The following is a 19,904-nucleotide window of genomic DNA, read 5'->3' on the forward strand; positions in this document are numbered from 1 at the left end:
TTTGACCTATACGACCCATTCCCCAGAGGAAACGGAGAAGCTGGGCGAGGCCATCGCCCAACGGCTTTCCGGGGGAGAGGTGCTGGCGCTGTTTGGCGGCATGGGCATGGGAAAAACCGCCCTGACGCGCGGCCTGGCGCGGGGACTCGGCGTGGAGGCGGGCGTTTCCAGCCCCACCTTCGCGCTGGTACATGAATACCACGGGCGCTTGCCCATCTATCACTTTGACATGTTCCGTGTGGACGGCTGGGACGATCTCTATTCCACCGGCTTTTTTGACTATCTGGAATGCGGCGGCGTGTTGGTGATTGAGTGGAGTGAAAACATTGAAAACGCCCTGCCGGAAAACGCGGTGCGCATTGCGATTTCGCGCGGTGCGGCGGAAGACGAGCGGGTGTTCCAGATCGACGGACTGAACATGGAAGGGATGATTCTTTGAGGATTCTTGCAATTGATTCCTCGGCAGGGGCTGCCTCCGCAGCAATTTGGGAGGATGGCAGCCTACTGGGGGAGTTTTTCACCAATACACGCTTGACCCATAGCCAGACGTTAATGCCGATGATCGGCGGCGTATTGGACTGTGCGCGTGTGCCCTTGGAAAGCATCGACCTGTTTGCTGTTTCGGCGGGCCCCGGGTCATTTACCGGGGTCCGGATCGGCGTGGCCAGCATCAAGGGACTTGCCATGGCCCAAGGGAAGCCCTGTGCAGGGGTTTCCACGTTGGAGGCCATGGCGCGCAACCTAGCGCACCTGGAGGGGTTGGTTTGTGCGGTGATGGATGCCCGGTGTGGGCAGGTATATAACGCGCTGTTCCTGGCAGAAAGAGGAACGCTCACGCGTCTGACAGAGGACCGCGCGATTTCGATTGAGGATCTTGCTGCAGAGTTAGAGGAGATGCAAAGAGGAAAATCGCTGTTTCTGGTTGGTGACGGCGCAAAATTGTGCTATAATAAAGAACGATTGCAGGCTTTAGGCGCAAAATTGCCGCCGGAACCCCTTTTGTACCAACGCGCTTGGGGGGTTGCAGAGGTTGCAAAGGACTTGTTCGAGCGAGGAGAAACCCTAACTGCTGCGGCTTTGGCCCCTGTTTACCTGCGGATGCCGCAGGCCGAACGGGAACTGAAAAAACGGCAGGCTGCCCAAATGTAGCCGGAAAGGGGATAAAGATGAAGAAAAGGCCAATTGTTAGCGCCCTTTTGGCCGCCGTCCTTTTGACCTCCAGCTGGAGTCCAGCAGCGTTCGCAGCAACTATACCGGCCGCTGCCCCACAATCTGTTGTGCAACAGGTTTCTATAAGCAATCTGGATCAGGCAAAGGATGCGATCCATCAGGCCCTGTCCAATATGAGCGAGTCCGTTCAGTTAGGACAATACGGGCTGACGGAGCAGGAGTTTTCCGATCTGTACGACGCGATCTTGCGGGAAGACCCCTGGCTTTTCTATGTTGAGGGATGTACGTTCCATGTCAACCGGAGCGGGATTGTTGTCGATATGATCCCACGCAATACATACGACCCGGCGACCGTCCAGACGATGCGGGAAGAGCTGACCCAATCCATGCAGGCTGCGCTCTCCTGTATCGACCCGAATATGACGGCGACCGAAAAGGTGGTGCAGGTACATAATTATCTTGCTTTGACTTGTGCCTATGATTATGAAAACTATCAGACAGATACTATTCCGAGAAGTTCTTATACCGCTTACGGCGCGCTGGTGAGCCGCCGGGCGGTTTGCCAGGGATACTCTCTGGCGTTTGAGCTGCTGATGCAGCAGCTGGGGATCCCGTGTGCGATTGTGGAGAGCGACCCCATGAACCACGCCTGGAACGCGGTGCAGCTCGACGGGACCTGGTACCATGTGGACGTCACTTGGGACGATAGCGCGCCGGACCGGCCGGGCAGGTATTCGGTCGATATGCTGTTGACGAGCGACATGAAGGCAGGAAACAACCAAAACCAGCACAGGAATTGGGAGCACATGCCATCGCCGGCCTATAGCACCATCTTGGATAACATGGATTGGAGGCAGTTCATCTCCCAGATGGAGACAAAATACCGTTCGAATACGGCGTTGACGGTGGATACCTCTTCGTATACTTGTAAAAAGGGTTCAACCTATGTGTTCAAGGTGAACGCTTCGCCCAACCAGATTGTGGTCGCCCGCCCGGTGGACAGCAATGTTGCGCGCGTGAAGTTATTGCGCGCAGAGACGGACGGCTCGTATTATTTCCTGTTGGAGGGGCTCCAGCAGGGAAACACGGAGATTGAAATCATTGCTGAAAGCGGAAGAAGCACGCGGTTCCCATTGACAGTCCAGGGAGACCTTTATCAGAGCGATACCACCGGACAGCTTACCTTGAACCCCGGCCAGACCTACTATTTTAAACTGACCTATAATGGCTCTGGCCCCCTGGTGTTGCCCTATGTCAGTTCGGGGAATGGCATTGTGGGTGTGAAATTGGCCAAAACCTCCGGCAACTATGCGATCTATGCGGTTACGGCTGCGGCTACGGCAAACGCTTCCGGGACGCAGACTTACATTTACGCGACCCCAAACGGGGGAACGCCTGTGCCGCAATTTTCGGTCCGGGTTGCCTGAGAAACGATAGAAAGAAGGAATTTGATGATTTTATTAGGAGCCGATCACGGCGGCGTCGGATTGAAAGACGCAATCAAAAACTATTTGGAGCAGAATCACATCGCCTGCAAGGACTTTGGCACGTTTGATACGGAGTCGGTCGACTATGTACCCATCGCCTCCAAGGTGGCGCATGGGGTTGCAAACGGCGAGGGCGAGTTCGGGATCTTGTGCTGCGGTACGGGCATTGGCATGAGTATGGCGGCCAACAAGGTGCAGGGCGTTCGTGCGGCGGTGTGCGCAGATCCTTATTGTGTGGAGATGACCCGCCGCCATAACAACGCAAATGTCCTCTGTATGGGGGGACGGGTGATCGACGAGCAAAAGGCGGTAGAGTTTGTAAAGATTTTCCTGTCGACCGGATTTGAAGGGGGCCGCCACCAGAGAAGGGTCGATCAGATCGCTGCGGTGGAACGCGGAGAGCTGTAAACGGATAGCAGGGAAAGGGGCCGTCCTGCGGCAAAATTTCCCTTTGCAAAATTATAGGACGTTATTCATTACAGAATATAAATGGGGGAAAACAAATGGAAAATCAGGTTTTTGTCATGGACCATCCGTTGATTCAACACAAGCTTACCTTCCTGCGCGATAAGAATACGGGTTCCAAAGAGTTCCGCGAGCTGGTGGGCGAGATCGCTATGCTGATGTGCTACGAGGCGACGCGCGATCTTCCGCTCCAGGAAGTACACATTGAGACGCCGATGGGCGAGGCGACCACCAAAGTGATCGCTGGCCGGAAATTGGCGTTTGTGCCGATCCTGCGCGCAGGCCTCGGCATGGTGGAGGGCGTGTTGGAAATGGTGCCAGCCGCTAAGGTGGGCCATATCGGCCTCTACCGCGACCACAAGACGCTCCAGCCGGTGGAATACTACAACAAACTGCCGCAGGACATCACGGAACGCGATGTGATCGTCCTCGATCCCATGCTTGCGACCGGTGGATCTGCGATTGATGCGATCAGCATTGTCAAGCGCAGCAATCCCAAGAGCATCAAATTCATGTGCATTATTGCGGCGCCCGAGGGCGTCAAGGCGCTGTCTGAGGCGCATCCGGATGTACAGATTTATTGCGCAGCGGTGGACGATCATCTCAATGAGATCGGCTATATCGTTCCTGGCTTGGGCGACGCGGGCGACCGTATTTTTGGAACGCTTTGATATTTAGGAAGAAATGAAGAAACACCGGCAAGCAATAAGCTTGCCGGTGTTTTTATATGGAAATGTATTTTATTTCAAATTTTCAATATAGTGCTGGATGCTGTCTTCATCGGTGGGATGCACATCGCTGTAGGTGCGGAACAGGGAAAGGTTTTCCACGTGCCGGAGCGCGCCGCCCGCTTCGATCTGATAGAGCGGGCTCATGGTTTCCATCGAAAGATAGTCCCCATTGCAATAGGTCTCGAAGGAGCTGCCGTAATCGGGATAGGCGGCATCCGAGTATACGAAGTGCTTGATAAGCGTGTACGTCCGGTCAACATAGGCGGCCCAGCCCAGCGTATTGTTTGTGCCCAGTTTGAGCGGCCGGCCGTTCGAGGGGTCGTGCCGTAGGGTGAGGAAGCGGTTGCCAACATAGAGGCGCTCGTCGCGCGGGTCCGTATAGGGCCAAAATGTCAGCACCCGGTTTGGCAGGAGTTCGTCGTCCTCATCGGCACGGTTCTGCGGGATGATTTCCAGGCCGCCGCCGCGCACCATGGTGATCGGCCAGAGAGACAGCATCTGCCGTTCTTTCGAAAAATTCTTTACACTGTGGACCAGCATGACGTCCGAGGTATTATCCCCCATCACAATTTCCAGACGGGTTTGCACGTCGTTATTTTTCTGTTTGGCAGAGGAAAATGTCACACCGTCGGGAAGCAGGGCGTAGATGACGGGGTCGTTGTCTGGAAAGTAGGATTCCGGCATCCGTTCTGGGGCGAGCCACAGCCGGTGGCCGCCATAAAAATAACAGGCAGCGCCTTCTGAATAGTAATCGTCCATAAATTCGTTCTGCACTTTAAATTTGCGATCCAAGTCGTTGTACAGAATATTTTCGTTCCCAATAAATCCAAAGCGTACAACGCGCGGTCCACAATCGATGGTTACCACAAGATCAATGACCCCATTGGACAGCTGCACGCACTTTCCATAGTTTTCGAAATCAATTTCCTTAAGATCCAAAGAATGACACGTCCTTCAAATTGGAATTTCTTCTTGCGGTAGCTCCACAAAAGAGACGGAATCATGCTGGAAAGGAAGCTACATGTTGTCCCACACTTTGCATATTCCCGCAGTCCATTCCAACCCGCATGGGGAAGGGTTTGGAAAAAAGAGGGAATACACATCCGTGGATTGGCTCTCTAATTCAATCACATTTTGCGCAATATTGTCAAGAGATAAAATGTCCGATGAATTGGCGATGATCGGGCGTTTTGTCGTCATTTTTGATACATGTAAAATTTCCGCCCCACGGGGATTCATGCCAAGAATCCGCACATAAGGGGGAAAGCTCTGGGTGAGCGCGTTAGTGACCCCCAAAAAGGCGGAAAGAACCAACCGGCGGATCCGCGCCAGGGGATAGCGCTTGGTCTTCACCAAAGCATAGAGCTCTTCCAGGGAAGCGGCCTTTCGAGCCGCGGCATACAACCGGTTTTCCAGCCCTTCGCTGATATCGGGAAGGCAGACAAAAGCTTCCGGTTCCATGGTTCTTAGTTTGGCCAGAATGGCGCGTTCCATCCGCTCCAAGGAGGCGGGCGCATGGCCGGCATCCAATTCTGCTTGAAGGATTTCCGCTGCGGGGACGGGCATATAGGGGGCAAAATCCATGCCTCCCGCTGCGAGGGAACGGATATAACTGGCGCTGGCGGTTTCGGCGTCGCTAGTGAAGGAATCGTGCGAAGCGCCAACCCGCTGCATGGTAAACACACGCATGGGGGAGGACTGGGACAGGAGCGCCTTGCAATACTCCACCCCCAGAGTGTTGTTGGGGGTTTGCAGGACTGCGGCGGTTTCTGGGCCGGACAAGCGCGCTAAGGCGCGTTCCCGCGCGCGTGCAAAGGTACATCCGTTCTGTAGTTCTTCCCGCAAAAGCGGCGGAAATTCTGAAGAAAGCAAATCTTTTGCCGCTTTTATCAGAAGGGCTGCGTTTCCGCATTCACTTCCAAAGCTGATGACGTCTGCTCCCAGGCAATCCAATAAAAAGACGCCGCCCCGTGCAAATGTTTCCGCAGTGCTCATGGCCCAGGGAAGCGGGAGTTCCACCACAAGGTCCACGCCGCAGCGCAGCGCTTGCTTGGCCCGCATACGCTTTTCCAGCAGGGCCGGTTCCCCGCGCTGCACGTAGTTTCCGCTCATAACGGCGACAATATGCGTGGCCCCCTGCCGGCGCGTTTCCTCGACGAGGGCAAGATGCCCCAAATGAAAGGGGTTGTATTCACAAATCATTCCAGCAATCTGCATTTCCTTGGAAAACTCCTTGAATTTGTTCGATTCTTGTACTATTATAATAATACCATATTGTCAGGTTATTTGAACATAAAATTGGTTGAAGAGCGTTTTTTTCTGTTTTATCCAAACGACAATATCGGATGAAAAGAGCAGCGCTGCCGGTCCGGGAGGGAGCTCCCTTGTCATTGGGGACGGTGTGCTGTAAAACAGGAGGAGAGGTTTCCAATGAAAGTTTTGGTTATTAACGCCGGTAGTTCTTCTTTGAAGTACCAGCTGATCGACATGGACAGCGAGCGGATGCTGGCCAAGGGCAATTGCGAAAGAATCGGTATGGACGGCAGCATCTTTATTCATAAAACGTCCGACGGCCGCGGCAAGCGGATGCAGGTGCCCATGAAGGATCACACGGATGCATTTATGCATGTTACGCAGGCATTGACCGACCCCAAGGTGGGCGTCATCAAGAATTTGGACGAAGTCAGCGCCATTGGACATCGCGTTGCACAGGGCGGTTCCAAATTCCGCAAATCCGTTTTGGTCAACGACGAGGTGATCCAGGGAATCCGCAGCCTGATTCCGTTGGCGCCGCTGCACAACGGCCCGGAATTGGATGGTATCCTTGCCTGCGAAAAGGTATTTGGGGAAGATGTTCCGGAAGTCGTGGTATTTGATACTTCCTTCCATTCCACCATGCCGCCCAAGGCATATATGTATGCCATCCCCTATGAGTACTATGAGAAATACGGTATCCGCCGGTACGGTTTCCACGGAACCTCCCACCGGTATGTCAGCCGTCATTGCGCGCATTTGATGCACCAGCCGCTGGAGGACATCAAAATGGTGACCTGCCATATCGGAAACGGCTCTTCGATTGCCGCAATCCAGGATGGCCGTGTTATCGACACCAGCATGGGCTTGACGCCGTTGGACGGCTTTATGATGGGCACGCGCTGCGGTTCTTTGGACCCGTCCATCGTCACATTCCTCATGGAGAAAGAGAATTTGACCCCTCAGCAGATGGACGAAGTCTTGAATAAGAAGTCCGGCCTATTGGGTATTTCCGGGATCTCCAGCGATGACCGCGACGTGACGAAGGCGGCAATTGAGGGCAACCCGCGCGCGATTCTGGCGCATGATATGCTGGCCTATCAGATCATCAAGCAGATCGGCGCGTATGCGGCGGCCATGAACGGCTTGGATGCCATCGTGTTCACCGCCGGCCTGGGCGAGAACCAGCCGCACCACCGTTATGCGATCTGCCGCGGTCTGCGTTATCTCGGCCTGAAGATCGATGCGGAGCGCAACGAAGAGATGGTCGGCGGCAAGGAAGGCAAGATCTCTACGTTTGATTCCCAGGTTGCCGTCTACGTCATCCCGACCAACGAGGAGCTGGTCATTGCGCGCGATACCAAGGTGATCGTGGAAAAGCTGAACTATGCGTCCACAGAAGACAAGACCATTGTTGACCTAGAGGACATCTAAAGCGGTTTGAAGCGCAATGTTCCATTCGTTTTTATGAGAAATACAGCAAAGCGGCGGCGTGAGAGAATCACACCGCCGCTTTTTATCGAATTCCTTTGGCCCTATGGCTGCTTCGCCGCAGAAATATGCAAAAACGGCTGCCCCGGTAAAAACCGCCGGGACAGCCATTCTTTTATGCGGATTCGGTTTTTCCGGCCTTCTGCTTTTTGATGACTTTCAGGCGGGAAAACTCCTCGCGTTCCTTTTCCTCCAACGCATCTGTGATGAATTTCACGGTCTCCTCAAAGCGGGGGATCATGATGTTCTTGAGGGCGTTGGCGCGCTTCTGTGTCTTTTTAATGGCGTCTGCCAACCGGTAGACGCTGTTTTCCACCTCAGCCAGCTCTGCCGTCAGCCGCTTGACCTCGTTAAATTTGCTGTAAGCGTCGTCCAGCATGATGTTGGTGGTGTTCAGGCCAAACGGGATCGGGATTTCGCGTGGCGTCAGGGAGACCATGGGGATTTCCACGCCCATGACGCTACGGTAGGCGACGTTCAACCCGTCGTCCAGCGGGACCGTCTGGGAAAGTTCGCCGCAGATACCCAGGGTGATGTTGGCCCTCTGTAGGGCCGCATAAGCATCCTCATAGGTCTGGTCGATTTTCCCTTGAATGGCATTGGCACGGTCGATCAGTGCCATCATTTCGCGGATGAGGATGTTGCGCTTGCGGTCCAACAGTTCAAACCCGGTGCGGGAGAGCTCTAAGGATTTTTTGGTCGCCAGAAGGTTTCCCTTGGTTGGTACAACTTGATTTGCCATAATGGTGCCCTCTTTTCCTTATCAGCCCCGCATCACGGGGTTTGCCCCGCAGCCGCTGGCTGGGACGCCCGTTCTCCCTCTGTTTCAAGCTGCTTTTTGGCCTTTTCATAGTATTTGTCGAGCAGTTCATCGTCCACACGGTCCAACTCCTCGCGTGGAAGCGTGGCAAGCAGCGTCCAGCCGAGATCCAGGCTTTGCTCAATGCTGCGGTTCTCGTTAAAGCCCTGGTTGACATATTGCTCCTCGAAGCGTTTGCCAAATTCCAGATACTTTTTGTCCGTCGGGGAGAGTTCCTCTTCGCCGATGACGGAGGCCAGCGAGCGCGCGTCCATCACCTTGGCATAGGCGGCGAAGAGCTGGTTGGAGAGCGCCGAGTGGTCCTCGCGCGTATATCCGGCGCCGATGCCGTCCTTCATCAGACGGGAGAGGGAGGGCAGCACGGAAACCGGCGGATAGATGCCGCTGTTGTCCAAGGCGCGGTCCAGAACGATCTGTCCTTCGGTGATATAACCGGTCAAGTCGGGGACCGGGTGTGTGACGTCGTCGTTTGGCATGGTCAAAATCGGGATCTGTGTGACGGACCCCTCTTTGCCGCGCACCATGCCCGCGCGTTCATACAGGGAGGCGAGGTCGGAATATAAGTAGCCCGGGTAGCCCTTTCTTCCGGGAATTTCGCCCTTGCTGGAGCTGAATTCACGCAGCGCCTCCGCATAGGAGGTCATATCCGTCATGATGACCAGCACGTGCATGCCGAGCTCAAAGGCGAGGTATTCCGCGACGGTCAAGGCGCAGCGCGGCGTCAGGATACGTTCGATGATCGGGTCGTTGGAGAGGTTCAAAAACATAACGACCTTTTGCAGCACGCCGGATTCATCGAAGGAGCGGCGGAAATATTCGGCCACGTCGTTCTTGGCGCCCATAGCGGCAAACACGATGGCAAAGTTGTTCTCATTTGCGTCTTTAATCTTCGCCTGGCGTGCAATCTGGACAGCAAGCTCATTGTGCTTCATGCCGGAACCGGAGAAGATGGGCAGCTTCTGCCCGCGGATCAACGTCATCAGCACATCGATGGTGGAGATGCCGGTGTTGATGTAGTTCTTCGGATAGATACGGGAAACCGGGTTGATGGGGGTGCCGTTGATATTGGCGCGCTTGAGCGGGAAAATATCGCCCAAACCGTCGATCGGACGGCCTGCGCCGTCGAACACACGCCCCAAAATTTCCGGGGAGAGGGGCATTTCCATCGGGTGGCCCAGAAGCCGTGTGCGGGTGTTCTGGAGGGAAATGCCGCGCGTCCCTTCAAATACCTGGATGACGACGCGCTTGCCCTCCATCTGTACGATTCGGCCCTGCCGCATGGTGCCGTCATCCATGCGGATGTCGACCACCTCTTCAAAGGAAGCATTTTCTACATCGTCCAGGACGATCAAGGAGCCGTTGATCTCCTTTACACCGATATAATCTAGTATCATATTATCACCTGCTTCCTTATGCGTTTACAATGTTGGAAAGAGTTTTGTCGATTTCTTTGATATAATCGTCGAACATCTCCGGCTTGTTGTTTGGAATATCGTATTTCATTTTGACCAGCTTATCGAACAAGCCGCTCGCAAGGATGCCGGAGATCGGCACGCTGGCCGCGACCAGCTGTTTCGCCTTTTTGTAGAGATGCAGGATGACCTTCATCATCAGCATTTGCTTTTCCAGGGGGACGAACGTATCGTCCGCATGGAAGGCGTTCTGCTGGAGGAATCCCACGCGGATGACGCGGGCCGTCTCGATAATCAGCTTCTGGTCGTCCGGAAGGACGTCCGAACCGATCAGCTTGACGATCTCCATCAGCTGGCTTTCCTCCTGGAGGATATGGGAGATGCGCCTGCGGTATTTGACAAAGTCCGCCCCCACGTGGTCCGTGTACCATTGGTCCAGATCGCCGAAATACTCGCTGTAGCTCTGGGTCCAATTGATGGCCGGATAGTGGCGCGCGTAGGCCAACGCCTTGTCGAGCGCCCAGAAGCAGCGGGTGAAACGCTTGGTATTCTGGGTGACCGGTTCCGAGAAGTCGGAACCCTGGGGGGATACGGCGCCGATGATGGTGACGGAACCGTCGGTCCCATTGAGGTTCTTGGCCATACCGGCGCGCTCGTAGAATTCCGACAAGCGGCTGGGCAGGTAGGCGGGGAAGCCTTCCTCCGCGGGCATTTCCTCCAAACGGCCGCTGATTTCGCGCAGGGCTTCCGCCCAACGGGAGGTGGAGTCGGCCATGATTGCAACGTGATAGCCCATATCGCGGTAATATTCCGCCAGCGTGATGCCCGTGTAGATGGAGGCTTCACGGGCTGCCACCGGCATGTTGCTCGTGTTGGCGATCAACACCGTGCGGTCCGTCATCGGGCGGCCCGACTTCGGGTCCACCAGTTCGGAGAATTCGTCCAGAACCTGGCTCATCTCGTTTCCGCGTTCGCCGCAGCCCACATAGATGATGATGTCTGCGTCGCACCATTTGGCAAGCTGGTGCTGCGTCATCGTCTTGCCCGTACCGAACCCGCCGGGAATCGCCGCGGTGCCGCCCTTGGCGATGGGGAACAGGGTGTCGATGACACGCTGCCCGGTGATCAGCGGGACGTCGGTGCGCAGGCGCTCTGCAACGGGGCGCGGAACACGGATCGGCCATTTCTGGCACAGGGAGAGCTCATGGAGCGCTCCCTGGTCGTCCTGCAGGGTGACAATCGTATCGTTCACACGGTACGCCCCGTTTGGCACGACCTTTTGAACAACGCCGCTGATCTGCGGCGGGACCATACATTTATGGCGTATAATGGGCGTCTCGGGGCACTCGGCATAGACGTCGCCTCCCTTGAGCCGGTCGCCCGGCTTGACCGAGAGGGTCACATCCCACTGGCGCTGGGTATCCAGGGAGGGGACAGAGCTGCCGCGCGAAATAAACGCGCCGCTTTCCTCTTCAATCGCCTTCAGCGGGCGCTCGATGCCGTCAAAAATATTGTCGAGGATGCCCGGGCCCAGGGTGACGTTCATCGGGCTTCCCGTCCCTACAACAGGTTCGCCCGGGCGGAGGCCCGTCGTCTCCTCATAGACCTGGATGGTGGTGAAGTCGCTGGTGATTCCGATGACCTCTCCCACCAGACGTTCTTTTCCTACATAGACCATTTCCATCATGGAAAAGCTTTGCGCGGCTTTGACGGTGACGACCGGCCCATTGATGCCATATATGACCGTTTCATTTTTCATGTTTGGATCATTCCTTTCCGTCTTGTAGCTGCAACGGTTATCCGGCCAGCGTCAATCCAGAGTTTTCTTCGAACCAGCCGCGCTGGTCCTCCAGCATGGCGTCCAACGTTTCGTCCGCCATGATCCCCATCGCGCTGTTGTAAGCGCGCAGGCCGCCGATCCGGATGGTGGGATCGGTTTCAAAGCGGCAGGGCTGCCCAAAGGCTTCGGCAATCTGCTGCTGATAGGGGGTGTCTTCCTTCCGCAGAAGGATGACGGTCCCTTCCTTTTGGAACGCAGAGGAGAGATTGCGCGCATAGGTTTGCAGCAGGGCTGCATACTCCGGCTTTTGCGTGTAAGCGCGGAGTTCCTCCGCCGCGCGGGAAAACACCTGCTCCATAATTTTGCGGCGCTGCTCCAGAAGAGCGCGGCGGCCGTCCATCTCCCGCTGCGCCAATTCGCGGGCGATGCCGCTGCGCATCTGCGCCATTTCCTTTTGAATCAAGTGGTAAGCCTCGGTGAGCACGCCGATCTCTGCTTCGTCGAGCTCCTTTTGCTTAAAAGCGGCGACCTCTTCCTCAATTTTTTTGCGCTGTTCTTCGCCATAATGGAGGATCGCCTGATAAAATTTTCCAATCTTTTCGTCGTTATAATTGATAGCCATGTCAAACCCCCATTTCGCCTGGAAGCGGCCTAAATTTTAATCCCGATGGCCTCGCGGACATAGCGGGTAATGGAATCTTTGGTGCGGCCATTGCCATGCCGGTCGGGGATTTCCACAATCAGCGGGCGCTTGGCCTTGAGCTTCAGGTCATAGATCATCTCCGGACACAATTGGAGCAGGCGCTCGGTAATCAGGATGACCGCCACGTCGTCCATGGCCATTGCTTCGGTCAACGACTTTTTGACCTCCTCCGGCTCATGGACCACCACGCCTTCGATCCCCGCCAGGCGCATGCCCACTTGGGTGTCCACGTTATCGCTGATGAGATAAAAGCGCATGTAAATCCCTTCCTTCTATCGATGGCATCGGGCGCTTTTCGCTTAGACCTTGTTCAGGATCAGGATGGAAATCAACAGGCCGTACAGGGCAATACCTTCGCCCAAAGCCACAAAGATCAGGGATTTACCGAACGCCTTCGGGTCTTCGCTGGTCGCGCCGATTGCTGCCGGAGCTGCCGCTGCAACGGCAACGCCGCCGCCGATGCCGGCAAGACCGGTAACCAGAGCCGCTGCAATCAGGCCCAAGCCCTTGGAGTTGTCCACAGGGGCCGCGGCCGTGTCAGAGGTAGTAACAGGGGCTGCCGCCGGTTCGCTGTCTTCTGGGGCAGCGGAAGCGATCATCGGCGCTGCAAAGGTGACGATGCAAACGGCGAGGAACGCAATGAGCTGCGTAGCGACCGCCCGGCTTGTTTTTTTACCGCGCTTGACCGCACGGATGGAAAATGCAACGGAAACAATCAGAAATACAATCGGAACACAGAACAGAATAGTCATGACAAATACCTCCAAATGAAATTTTCGTAGATTTGGAATTTATGTTTGCCGGACCGCAAAGGAACGGCGTTCGGCGAACAGGGAGGGAACACGCAATCTGTGCGCGTTAGGCGTCCCTGCGGACCACAACCGGGTTGAATGGACGGCCGTCCCCGTCGAAGAAACGGCTGAACATCTCATAGAATTCAAGTCTGAGCACTTGGATGCCGACCAGCAATCCCTCCAGGCCCATCACGAACACATTGCCGATGATGGCGATCAGCACATAGCCGATGCCGCTGGTCATTTCCGCCAGTGTGAACACCACCAGCATCATGCCCGCATGGACCAGGACAAACGCGCCGACGCGCAGGAAGGACATGGTGTTGGTCGCATAGCTGAGCAGATATTCAAACACCTCGAAGAAATTCTGCATGATGAAGTTTCCCCAGCTTTCCGGCTTCCAATCGGAGCGGCGCTCCACCAAGCCGCCGAGGATCTCGCGGAAGAAAATGACCGCGATCGGCAGGACGATCAGCCCGAGCACATAAGCAGTATTGACAATCTGCCAGCCAAATACAAGCTGCCCGCCAAAGCCGGCGACCAGCGCTGTGTAAAAGACCAGTCCAGCCAAACCATTGGGGCCGAAGAGCGCGTTCTCCCAGTGATGCCTGCGCAAGCTCGAATAGATGTTGATGAGCATGGCGACAACCACCAGCAACATGCCGATGCCCACAGCCGAATAGATAATCAGGTTGGTAGTATTGGGTTCCATAACCTCGATGGGCTTTTCGTCAAGGCCGAATACCGCCTTGTAGAGGGGGTCCAATGCGTGCTCGAACCCAAAGACCGAGCCGAACAAGGTCCCGAAAATGGCGGATGAGATGCCGCATGGGATCAACGCCTTGCCGAGCTTCATCTTTTTCCATTTCCACATTAGCCATCCTACGATGGACACGCACAGCCCCTGCCCGAGATCGCCGAACATAATGCCGAATAAAAGCACATACGTGATCGCCACAAAGGGGGTGGGGTCCACCTCGTCATAGGCAGGAAGACCGTACATATCCACAAAGAACTCAAACGGCTTGAAGACTTTCCTATTCTTCAAGGCGACCGGCGGAGAGTGGCTCAATTCCTCTTCCGCATCTTCAAAGGTATACTCCACAGATCTTAACCCGTCGAGCGCATGCCGGAAGTCCTCCTCGTGGTCTGCAGGGACCCAGCCGGTCAGAATGAAATTGTCATTATACCGTGCGGCATAACGGCGGATACCAAAGTAAACGGATTTTTCCGTTAGGAAGGAGAAGACCTTCTGGCACTCCGCTTCCTCCTGCGCCCAGAGCGTGTCAATTTTTTGATCCACGCGCTGGATGTGCTCGATCTCCTTGTCGCGCAGGGCGCGCAGGGCTTCTGCGCTGCTCTCCGGCGTGCCTTTAAATTCCATAAATCGGGTGCGCTCGAAATAGAGGCTGGAAAAAATCCGGTCTATTTCGCTGACTACGTCAATCGGGGCGAAATAAACGCCCCAATAATGAAGGTTGTCATTGGTACATGGGAAAAAGATGACATAGGGATTCTGCTTATAGGCCTGTAATTTTTCGTAGCCCTCTTTCGGGAGAGATCCAAAACGCACTTTGATAAATTTGCATTTGCGGATTTCGTCGAGGTTTAAATCCATGCCGACGAAATGGCTGACCTGTTCAATTTCACGGGTATATTGCTCCACCTCTTGCTGCGCCTGGGTGCGTTCCTTTTGCAGGTCGCCTAGGGAGGTGGCTATGCGGCGAACATAGGCGTCCAACTCCTCGCGCGTGTACTGGATGCCCTCCATATCCTTCTCATCCAATAGCACCAGCTTTTTGCGGGCGCCTTTTACAGCGTCCGTCAACTGCTGCAAAGGAGTGGAGTACGGGTTTTCCTCATTGAGAGGGGAAAAGCCGGATGTGTCCGAATAGAAAGAGAGGGAATTGTCCGGATGGAACACGCAGGATTTGCCGCATATCATAGTCACATGGTCTAATTCGTCCATGCGCCCGATAATGCTCGCTACCTTAATCTTTTGTACAGCCAACCATCACGCCTCCTTTCTTGAAAAATCAGCAACCGTGAGAAGTTTTTGAATTTCTTCTGATGCCAAATGATAGCGGATACCTTCGATAATATTGATGATATCCTGTATCTCGATCTGTGCCAGGAAGATATACGAAAGCATCACAACGGAGGGATGCGTAGAAAAACGGATATCATGCCGGCAGGTCAGATATTTCATCCGGTCTGCCATCTGGTCGATGTACGTATGGGGCACTTTTTTACAGCGTTTCCCAATGGGCGCTTTTGCCATGACATCGAGGACCGCTTCCGGTTCTGCCTCTAGCATCTCATTCAGAAGGCGAGGATGGAGCGTCCCAAAGGGAAGCAACGTGCTGCGGATAAAGTCCGGGCTTTCGCGGTAAACCATCTTCAGCCGGACAATACGCGCTGCATTGACCAAATCCATATAGGTTTGGAACAATTCCCGCAGCTGGCGGGCCGCTTGGCCATGGGTGTATTTGTCGATGATCTCGAACGCGCTGTTGTATAAATAGGTATACAGGGCGTTCTCAATCCCTGTGTAGTTCATCGGTATGCCCGGAACGGGCCGGAAAGGTTCCATGAGCTTGCGGTAAGGGGTGTGGCTGAGCGCGCTCAGCAGGTCTTCATAGTTCTTGACATGGGCCAACGCATAAAGGTCGATGCGCGTATGGCGGTTCAAAAAAGCGGGGAGCGAGAAGAGGTATTCCTCCGGGTTCCCGGCGTCAAGATACATCAAGCTGTGCAAAATCTGTTCGATTTCGCCGTGTTCCAACAGATAATCGGCAAAATGTTCCCCAACAGAGAGCTCATAACGGCAGAGGGAAGCATAATCTTCGAACAGCTTTTGCCGGAGTTTGCCCTCCAACTGGCCGCGATGGACCTCGTTCTCGTTGATGCCTGCCAAAATGCCGCTGTAGGAAGTGCGGTTTTTGAGATAGCCGGCTACTTCGCTGACCGTTTTGCAGTTCAGCAGATCCCGGTAATTTTCTTCCCGGAGGCGTTTGCCGTACATCGCGCGCGCCTTCGATAAGATGGCATTGGAAGCAAATGAGGAAAGCATGGAATCACTCCCCAATCACTCTGGCCACGAGGGTGCGCACCCATTCGTCGCCCTTTTCTTTATATAGCGCATCCAAGCGCTGCGAGTATTCCCGGTTTTTTGCCTCCTTGCTTTTCCATTCCTCCTCAGCAGCTGCGCGTTCCTGCGGTTCGTTTAAAGCGATGCGTTTACGCGCGCGCGCAAGATACTCTTCACGGATCCGTTCGCGGCGTTCCGCCACCTCTTTTTCGGAGTTAACTTTTTCCAATTGGGCGGCATCCGTGATTTCCCTGGCCTTACGGTCCATATCGACGATTTCTTTTATCATGTCCTGCATGACCGTGCCCCTCCTTCCAAACGGATTGATTTGTTCAGCCGGATCAACCGGCTACAAACGCACAAACAGTTCTGCACTTACTTTGCCACCCTCGGTACGAAGCTGTCAAAATAGGCAGAACTGCGGGCAAAAGCACTTTAAATTTTGCAGATTTTCGACTTGGTTCCTGCAAGATTTCGGCTATATTATAAGCGTTTCAAGTTGCATTTTCAATATGATTTTCGGTAATCTTGCCAAATCCGATGGGGAAGATTTAGCGAGGTTTCCAAATTATTTTATTCAAACTGCCCATGGTACTTTTAATTTTTTAAGCTTTGCATTGGCGCGGGAATCCGACCGCCGCGATGGATAAATTTGGCAGGCGAATACCGGTTGACTTCCATGACGGGGCCGCCCCCCAATAGGCCGCCAAAATTGAGCTCGTCGCCTGCCGTTTTCCCGATCGCAGGGATCAGACGCACGGCGGTTGTCTTGGAGTTGACCATGCCGATGGCCGCTTCATCCGCGATAATGGCGGAGATCACTTCGGCAGGGGTATCGCCGGGAATAGCGATCATGTCCAAGCCGACAGAGCAAACCGCCGTCATGGCCTCAAGCTTGACCAGGGAGAGCGCGCCGCAGCGGGCCGCATCGATCATACCGGCGTCCTCGGTCACAGGGATAAACGCGCCGGACAAGCCGCCCACGTGGGAAGAAGCCATGATGCCGCCCTTTTTCACAGCGTCGTTCAGAAGCGCCAACGCCGCGGTTGTGCCATGGGCGCCGCAGCTTTCCAGGCCCATTTCCTCCAGGATGTGTGCAACCGAGTCGCCCACCGCCGGCGTTGGGGCAAGGGATAGGTCGACAATGCCAAAGGGGACAAACAGGCGGCGGGAGGCCTCCTGTGCAACCAGCTGGCCCATGCGGGTAATTTTGAAGGCAGTCTTTTTTACGATGTCTGCCACGCCGGAAAGGTCGCAGTCGCCGGCTTTGGCCAGCGCAGCGCGCACCACGCCGGGGCCGGAAACACCGACGTTAATGACGCAGTCCGGTTCACCGGGGCCGTGGAAGGCGCCGGCCATAAAGGGATTGTCCTCCGGGGCGTTGCAGAATACCACCAGCTTGGCTGCGCCGATGCAGTCATGGTCCGCTGTGCGCTCGGCTGTTTCCCGGATGATGGCGCCCATTTTTTCCACAGCATCCATATTGATGCCCGCTTTGGTGGTGCCGATATTGACCGAGGAACAGACAAATTCAGTCTCTGCGAGCGCCTCTGGAATGCTGGTCATCAAAGCATAGTCGCCAGGGCCAAACCCTTTGTGTACCAGGGCAGAATAACCGCCGATAAAGTTGACCCCGGTGGTTTTTGCAGCACGGTCGAGCGCTTTTGCAAAATGCACGGGACTGCTTCCGGGGCAGGCGGCGGCCAACATGGCGATCGGCGTGACGGAAATGCGCTTATGGATGATCGGGATCCCGTATTCTTTGCTGATGTCCTCGCCGGTTTTGACCAGGTTCCCGGCATAGCGGCAGATCTTATCATAGATTTTGTCACAAGCGGCTGTGACGTTGCTGTCGGCGCAGTCCAAGAGGGAAATCCCCATCGTGATGGTGCGCACATCGAGATTTTCATTGTCGATCATATTGATCGTTTCGAGAATATCATGGGAATTGAGCATGTTTGGGAATCACTCCTTATTCTTTCTCAAAAGGCGTATGATCATGAATCCGATTTAAAAAACATCAGGTTTGAAAACCGATATATTTAGTAAAAAGTAAAATGCCCGATGCTGGTCAAATCCGATGCATGGAATTGAAAATATCCTCGTGCATGACATGGATGGTCAAGCCCATCCCTTCCCCAATCGCGGTGAGCGCATCCACCAGATCCTGGAACGGGATCGAACACTTGGAAATGTCCACCATCATAATCATGGCAAACAAGTCTTGCAGGATGGACTGGGTCACTTCCACAACGTTGACATTATTTTCTGCGCAGATGGAGGAAACACGGGCCAGAATGCCCACCATATCCTTTCCAATTACAGTGATAACTGCACGCATTGCTGATAACCTCCTCATTGATTTTTATGATCCGTCTTTAAGAAATGCTCCGGTGCATAAAATCGCCCGGATAATACAAATTCCAGTCCTCATTATGAACGGAAAAAAATCTTCTGTCAAGAAAGGCGGTTTGTCTTTTTTGCGAGGAGCGTATGAGTGCAGGAAAGGGGCCAAAGGGGTACATCCATGGATGGAAAGCGGGGCAAAACAAATCGAAACATTGAACAGAATATCTGGTAAAACTGCGTAAAATCTAACGCTGTAGCAACTTTTTTGTGCAACCCTTGGGGAATCTGTTTAAAATCGGCGGCGTTTTCCAGCGGCAAAATGGGAAGGATTCATCTATAAATAAGGCCGGTTCTATGATAGACTGAATACAAATAAAAGGCGGATGATTCTGCTTAGTGAACATAAAGATAAGAATATCGTTTAGAAAGTGAGTTGGACAATGAAATATCGGTACCTATCTGACTGCCATACCCATAGCGATTGTTCCCCGGATGCTTCCGACCCGACCATGATGCTATGTGAATGCGCCTGCCGGTTGGGGCTTTATGCCTTGACCATCACAGACCACTGTGAATGCAACGTATACAAGGAAGAGGAATACGACCGTTCTGTCCGGCAATCGTATTTCGAGGCACGCAAGGCCTCGGCTGTTTTCCATGGCCGGCTGCATGTGCGCGCCGGTATAGAGCTTGGGCAGCCCATGCAAAACATAGAAGCGGCGGAGGACATCCTCGATGCCTGCGATTTTGACTTTACGCTTGCCTCCGTGCATAATGTGCAAGGGATGCCGGATTTTTATGAGCTGGACTACAGCCAGGTCGATCTTACCAAGACGCTGCATCAGTATTTCGATGAGATTCTAGAAACCATCGAGTGGGGGAAGTTTGATTCCCTTGCGCATTTGACATACCCTTGGCGGTATATTGTTGGCGAACATGGTTTGGCTATCGACGACGTGCAGTTATCGGGGCGGATTGACGAGGTCTTAACAGCGCTGATTAAGAATGGAAAGGCGCTGGAGGTCAACACGAGCGGCCTGCGCCAAAAGCTGGGGGAGACCATGCCGAATTTGCAAATTGTGAAGCGGTATTATGAGTTGGGAGGCAAACTGGTGACGCTGGGTTCAGACGCACACCGTTGGCCGGATGTCGGCGCCGGGATGGAAGAGGGCATGAAGCTTATCCGCCAAGCTGGATTCACCCATTTTGCCCTGTATTCCCATCATGAGCCGAAGCTCCTTCCAATCGAATGAGTACATTTTCAGGGGGCCCTTCCCAATTTGAAGTGACCCCGAAAAGTTAGACAATATTTTTGAAGAAATTGCTCAAGCAACCGAAAGGGCTTGTTGTCTGTGAAG

The 19,904-nt window shown here is 54.3% G+C and carries 20 protein-coding genes; 7 read left to right on the top strand and 13 right to left on the bottom strand.

Features of this window, described 5'->3' with window-relative positions; genetic code table 11:
• The first annotated feature begins 1 nt into the window (after window position 1).
• The 5 genes from tsaE (at window position 2) to upp (ending at window position 3,793) form a co-directional block, all read left to right on the top strand.
• Window positions 2–439, top strand: a complete 438-nt coding sequence (tsaE, locus tag I2E77_RS01300; RefSeq protein ID WP_087233061.1) for a tRNA (adenosine(37)-N6)-threonylcarbamoyltransferase complex ATPase subunit type 1 TsaE — start codon at window positions 2–4, stop codon at window positions 437–439.
• A complete protein-coding gene (gene tsaB / locus I2E77_RS01305) occupies window positions 436–1,149 on the top strand; it encodes a tRNA (adenosine(37)-N6)-threonylcarbamoyltransferase complex dimerization subunit type 1 TsaB (protein ID WP_087232751.1) in 714 nt (237 codons plus the stop codon). The genes tsaE and tsaB overlap by 4 nt, the downstream gene beginning before the upstream one ends.
• A 17-nt stretch (window positions 1,150–1,166) precedes the next feature.
• The gene (locus tag I2E77_RS01310) at window positions 1,167–2,597 is read left to right on the top strand and encodes a transglutaminase domain-containing protein (RefSeq protein ID WP_191395251.1); all 1,431 of its coding nucleotides are present in this window, start codon (window positions 1,167–1,169) and stop codon (window positions 2,595–2,597) included.
• 24 nt (window positions 2,598–2,621) lie between these two features.
• Entirely contained in the window at window positions 2,622–3,065 is a 444-nt protein-coding gene (gene rpiB, locus I2E77_RS01315; protein ID WP_195450458.1) for a ribose 5-phosphate isomerase B, read from the top strand.
• Between the two features lie 95 nt (window positions 3,066–3,160).
• Entirely contained in the window at window positions 3,161–3,793 is a 633-nt protein-coding gene (gene upp / locus I2E77_RS01320) for a uracil phosphoribosyltransferase (protein WP_087232760.1), read from the top strand.
• Window positions 3,794–3,862: 69 nt separating this feature from the next.
• Here upp and I2E77_RS01325 read toward each other — a convergent pair whose 3' ends face one another.
• A complete protein-coding gene (locus I2E77_RS01325; protein ID WP_087232763.1) occupies window positions 3,863–4,792 on the bottom strand; it encodes a hypothetical protein in 930 nt (309 codons plus the stop codon).
• Between the two features lie 78 nt (window positions 4,793–4,870).
• Window positions 4,871–6,070, bottom strand: a complete 1,200-nt coding sequence (locus I2E77_RS01330; RefSeq protein WP_195450459.1) for a tRNA(Met) cytidine acetate ligase — start codon at window positions 6,068–6,070, stop codon at window positions 4,871–4,873.
• A 213-nt stretch (window positions 6,071–6,283) separates the two neighbouring features.
• Here I2E77_RS01330 and I2E77_RS01335 point away from each other — a divergent pair, with 213 nt between their 5' ends.
• Window positions 6,284–7,540 carry an acetate/propionate family kinase gene (locus I2E77_RS01335; protein WP_087232769.1) on the top strand — a complete coding sequence of 419 codons (1,257 nt, stop codon included), beginning with the start codon at window positions 6,284–6,286 and terminating at the stop codon, window positions 7,538–7,540.
• Window positions 7,541–7,712: 172 nt separating this feature from the next.
• Here I2E77_RS01335 and I2E77_RS01340 read toward each other — a convergent pair whose 3' ends face one another.
• The 11 genes from I2E77_RS01340 to I2E77_RS01390 form a co-directional block, all read right to left on the bottom strand.
• The gene (locus tag I2E77_RS01340; RefSeq protein ID WP_087232774.1) at window positions 7,713–8,339 is read right to left on the bottom strand and encodes a V-type ATP synthase subunit D; all 627 of its coding nucleotides are present in this window, start codon (window positions 8,337–8,339) and stop codon (window positions 7,713–7,715) included.
• A 32-nt stretch (window positions 8,340–8,371) separates the two neighbouring features.
• Window positions 8,372–9,811, bottom strand: coding sequence for a V-type ATP synthase subunit B (locus tag I2E77_RS01345; protein ID WP_087232777.1), 1,440 nt, complete (start codon window positions 9,809–9,811; stop codon window positions 8,372–8,374).
• Window positions 9,812–9,827: 16 nt separating this feature from the next.
• Window positions 9,828–11,588: a V-type ATP synthase subunit A gene (locus I2E77_RS01350; protein WP_195450460.1), complete on the bottom strand. Its 1,761-nt coding sequence runs from the start codon at window positions 11,586–11,588 to the stop codon at window positions 9,828–9,830.
• A 37-nt stretch (window positions 11,589–11,625) separates the two neighbouring features.
• The gene (locus tag I2E77_RS01355; RefSeq protein ID WP_207738153.1) at window positions 11,626–12,231 is read right to left on the bottom strand and encodes a V-type ATP synthase subunit E; all 606 of its coding nucleotides are present in this window, start codon (window positions 12,229–12,231) and stop codon (window positions 11,626–11,628) included.
• 29 nt (window positions 12,232–12,260) lie between these two features.
• On the bottom strand, window positions 12,261–12,569 hold the full coding sequence (locus I2E77_RS01360) for a V-type ATP synthase subunit F (protein WP_087232783.1): 309 nt from the start codon (window positions 12,567–12,569) through the stop codon (window positions 12,261–12,263).
• A 42-nt stretch (window positions 12,570–12,611) separates the two neighbouring features.
• The gene (locus tag I2E77_RS01365; RefSeq protein ID WP_087232785.1) at window positions 12,612–13,064 is read right to left on the bottom strand and encodes an ATP synthase subunit C; all 453 of its coding nucleotides are present in this window, start codon (window positions 13,062–13,064) and stop codon (window positions 12,612–12,614) included.
• Window positions 13,065–13,170: 106 nt separating this feature from the next.
• Window positions 13,171–15,117 carry a V-type ATP synthase subunit I gene (locus I2E77_RS01370; RefSeq protein ID WP_087232788.1) on the bottom strand — a complete coding sequence of 649 codons (1,947 nt, stop codon included), beginning with the start codon at window positions 15,115–15,117 and terminating at the stop codon, window positions 13,171–13,173.
• A 3-nt stretch (window positions 15,118–15,120) separates the two neighbouring features.
• A complete protein-coding gene (locus I2E77_RS01375) occupies window positions 15,121–16,179 on the bottom strand; it encodes a V0D/AC39 family V-type ATPase subunit (protein ID WP_195450461.1) in 1,059 nt (352 codons plus the stop codon).
• A gap of 4 nt (window positions 16,180–16,183) precedes the next feature.
• Complete coding sequence (locus tag I2E77_RS01380; protein WP_087232795.1) at window positions 16,184–16,495, bottom strand: hypothetical protein; 312 nt, start codon at window positions 16,493–16,495, stop codon at window positions 16,184–16,186.
• 299 nt (window positions 16,496–16,794) lie between these two features.
• Window positions 16,795–18,153 carry a PFL family protein gene (locus I2E77_RS01385; protein WP_087232798.1) on the bottom strand — a complete coding sequence of 453 codons (1,359 nt, stop codon included), beginning with the start codon at window positions 18,151–18,153 and terminating at the stop codon, window positions 16,795–16,797.
• Between the two features lie 115 nt (window positions 18,154–18,268).
• Window positions 18,269–18,538, bottom strand: a complete 270-nt coding sequence (locus tag I2E77_RS01390) for an ACT domain-containing protein (protein ID WP_087232801.1) — start codon at window positions 18,536–18,538, stop codon at window positions 18,269–18,271.
• Window positions 18,539–18,986: 448 nt separating this feature from the next.
• On the opposite strand from I2E77_RS01390, the gene I2E77_RS01395 reads away from it, so the two are divergent.
• Window positions 18,987–19,799 (top strand): histidinol-phosphatase HisJ family protein, encoded by an 813-nt coding sequence (locus tag I2E77_RS01395; RefSeq protein ID WP_191362237.1) that lies wholly within the window; start codon window positions 18,987–18,989, stop codon window positions 19,797–19,799.
• Window positions 19,800–19,904: the final 105 nt, after the last annotated feature.

Origin of the sequence: Anaeromassilibacillus sp. 1001302B_160321_C8 (assembly GCF_015554745.1) — a bacterium.
GTDB classification, from domain to species: Bacteria; Bacillota; Clostridia; order Oscillospirales; family Acutalibacteraceae; genus Anaeromassilibacillus; species Anaeromassilibacillus stercoravium.

Excerpts from the sequence above, each read along its gene's own strand:
- I2E77_RS01310 (WP_191395251.1), top strand. The coding sequence starts at position 1,167 with ATGAAGAAAAGGCCAATTGTTAGCGCCCTTTTGGCCGCCGTCCTTTTG.
- rpiB (WP_195450458.1), top strand. The coding sequence starts at position 2,622 with ATGATTTTATTAGGAGCCGATCACGGCGGCGTCGGATTGAAAGACGCA.
- upp (WP_087232760.1), top strand. The coding sequence starts at position 3,161 with ATGGAAAATCAGGTTTTTGTCATGGACCATCCGTTGATTCAACACAAG.
- I2E77_RS01330 (WP_195450459.1), bottom strand. The coding sequence starts at position 6,070 with ATGCAGATTGCTGGAATGATTTGTGAATACAACCCCTTTCATTTGGGG.
- I2E77_RS01335 (WP_087232769.1), top strand. The coding sequence starts at position 6,284 with ATGAAAGTTTTGGTTATTAACGCCGGTAGTTCTTCTTTGAAGTACCAG.
- I2E77_RS01340 (WP_087232774.1), bottom strand. The coding sequence starts at position 8,339 with ATGGCAAATCAAGTTGTACCAACCAAGGGAAACCTTCTGGCGACCAAA.
- I2E77_RS01345 (WP_087232777.1), bottom strand. The coding sequence starts at position 9,811 with ATGATACTAGATTATATCGGTGTAAAGGAGATCAACGGCTCCTTGATC.
- I2E77_RS01350 (WP_195450460.1), bottom strand. The coding sequence starts at position 11,588 with ATGAAAAATGAAACGGTCATATATGGCATCAATGGGCCGGTCGTCACC.
- I2E77_RS01355 (WP_207738153.1), bottom strand. The coding sequence starts at position 12,231 with ATGGCTATCAATTATAACGACGAAAAGATTGGAAAATTTTATCAGGCG.
- I2E77_RS01360 (WP_087232783.1), bottom strand. The coding sequence starts at position 12,569 with ATGCGCTTTTATCTCATCAGCGATAACGTGGACACCCAAGTGGGCATG.
- I2E77_RS01365 (WP_087232785.1), bottom strand. The coding sequence starts at position 13,064 with ATGACTATTCTGTTCTGTGTTCCGATTGTATTTCTGATTGTTTCCGTT.
- I2E77_RS01375 (WP_195450461.1), bottom strand. The coding sequence starts at position 16,179 with ATGCTTTCCTCATTTGCTTCCAATGCCATCTTATCGAAGGCGCGCGCG.
- I2E77_RS01380 (WP_087232795.1), bottom strand. The coding sequence starts at position 16,495 with ATGCAGGACATGATAAAAGAAATCGTCGATATGGACCGTAAGGCCAGG.
- I2E77_RS01385 (WP_087232798.1), bottom strand. The coding sequence starts at position 18,153 with ATGCTCAATTCCCATGATATTCTCGAAACGATCAATATGATCGACAAT.
- I2E77_RS01390 (WP_087232801.1), bottom strand. The coding sequence starts at position 18,538 with ATGCGTGCAGTTATCACTGTAATTGGAAAGGATATGGTGGGCATTCTG.
- I2E77_RS01395 (WP_191362237.1), top strand. The coding sequence starts at position 18,987 with ATGAAATATCGGTACCTATCTGACTGCCATACCCATAGCGATTGTTCC.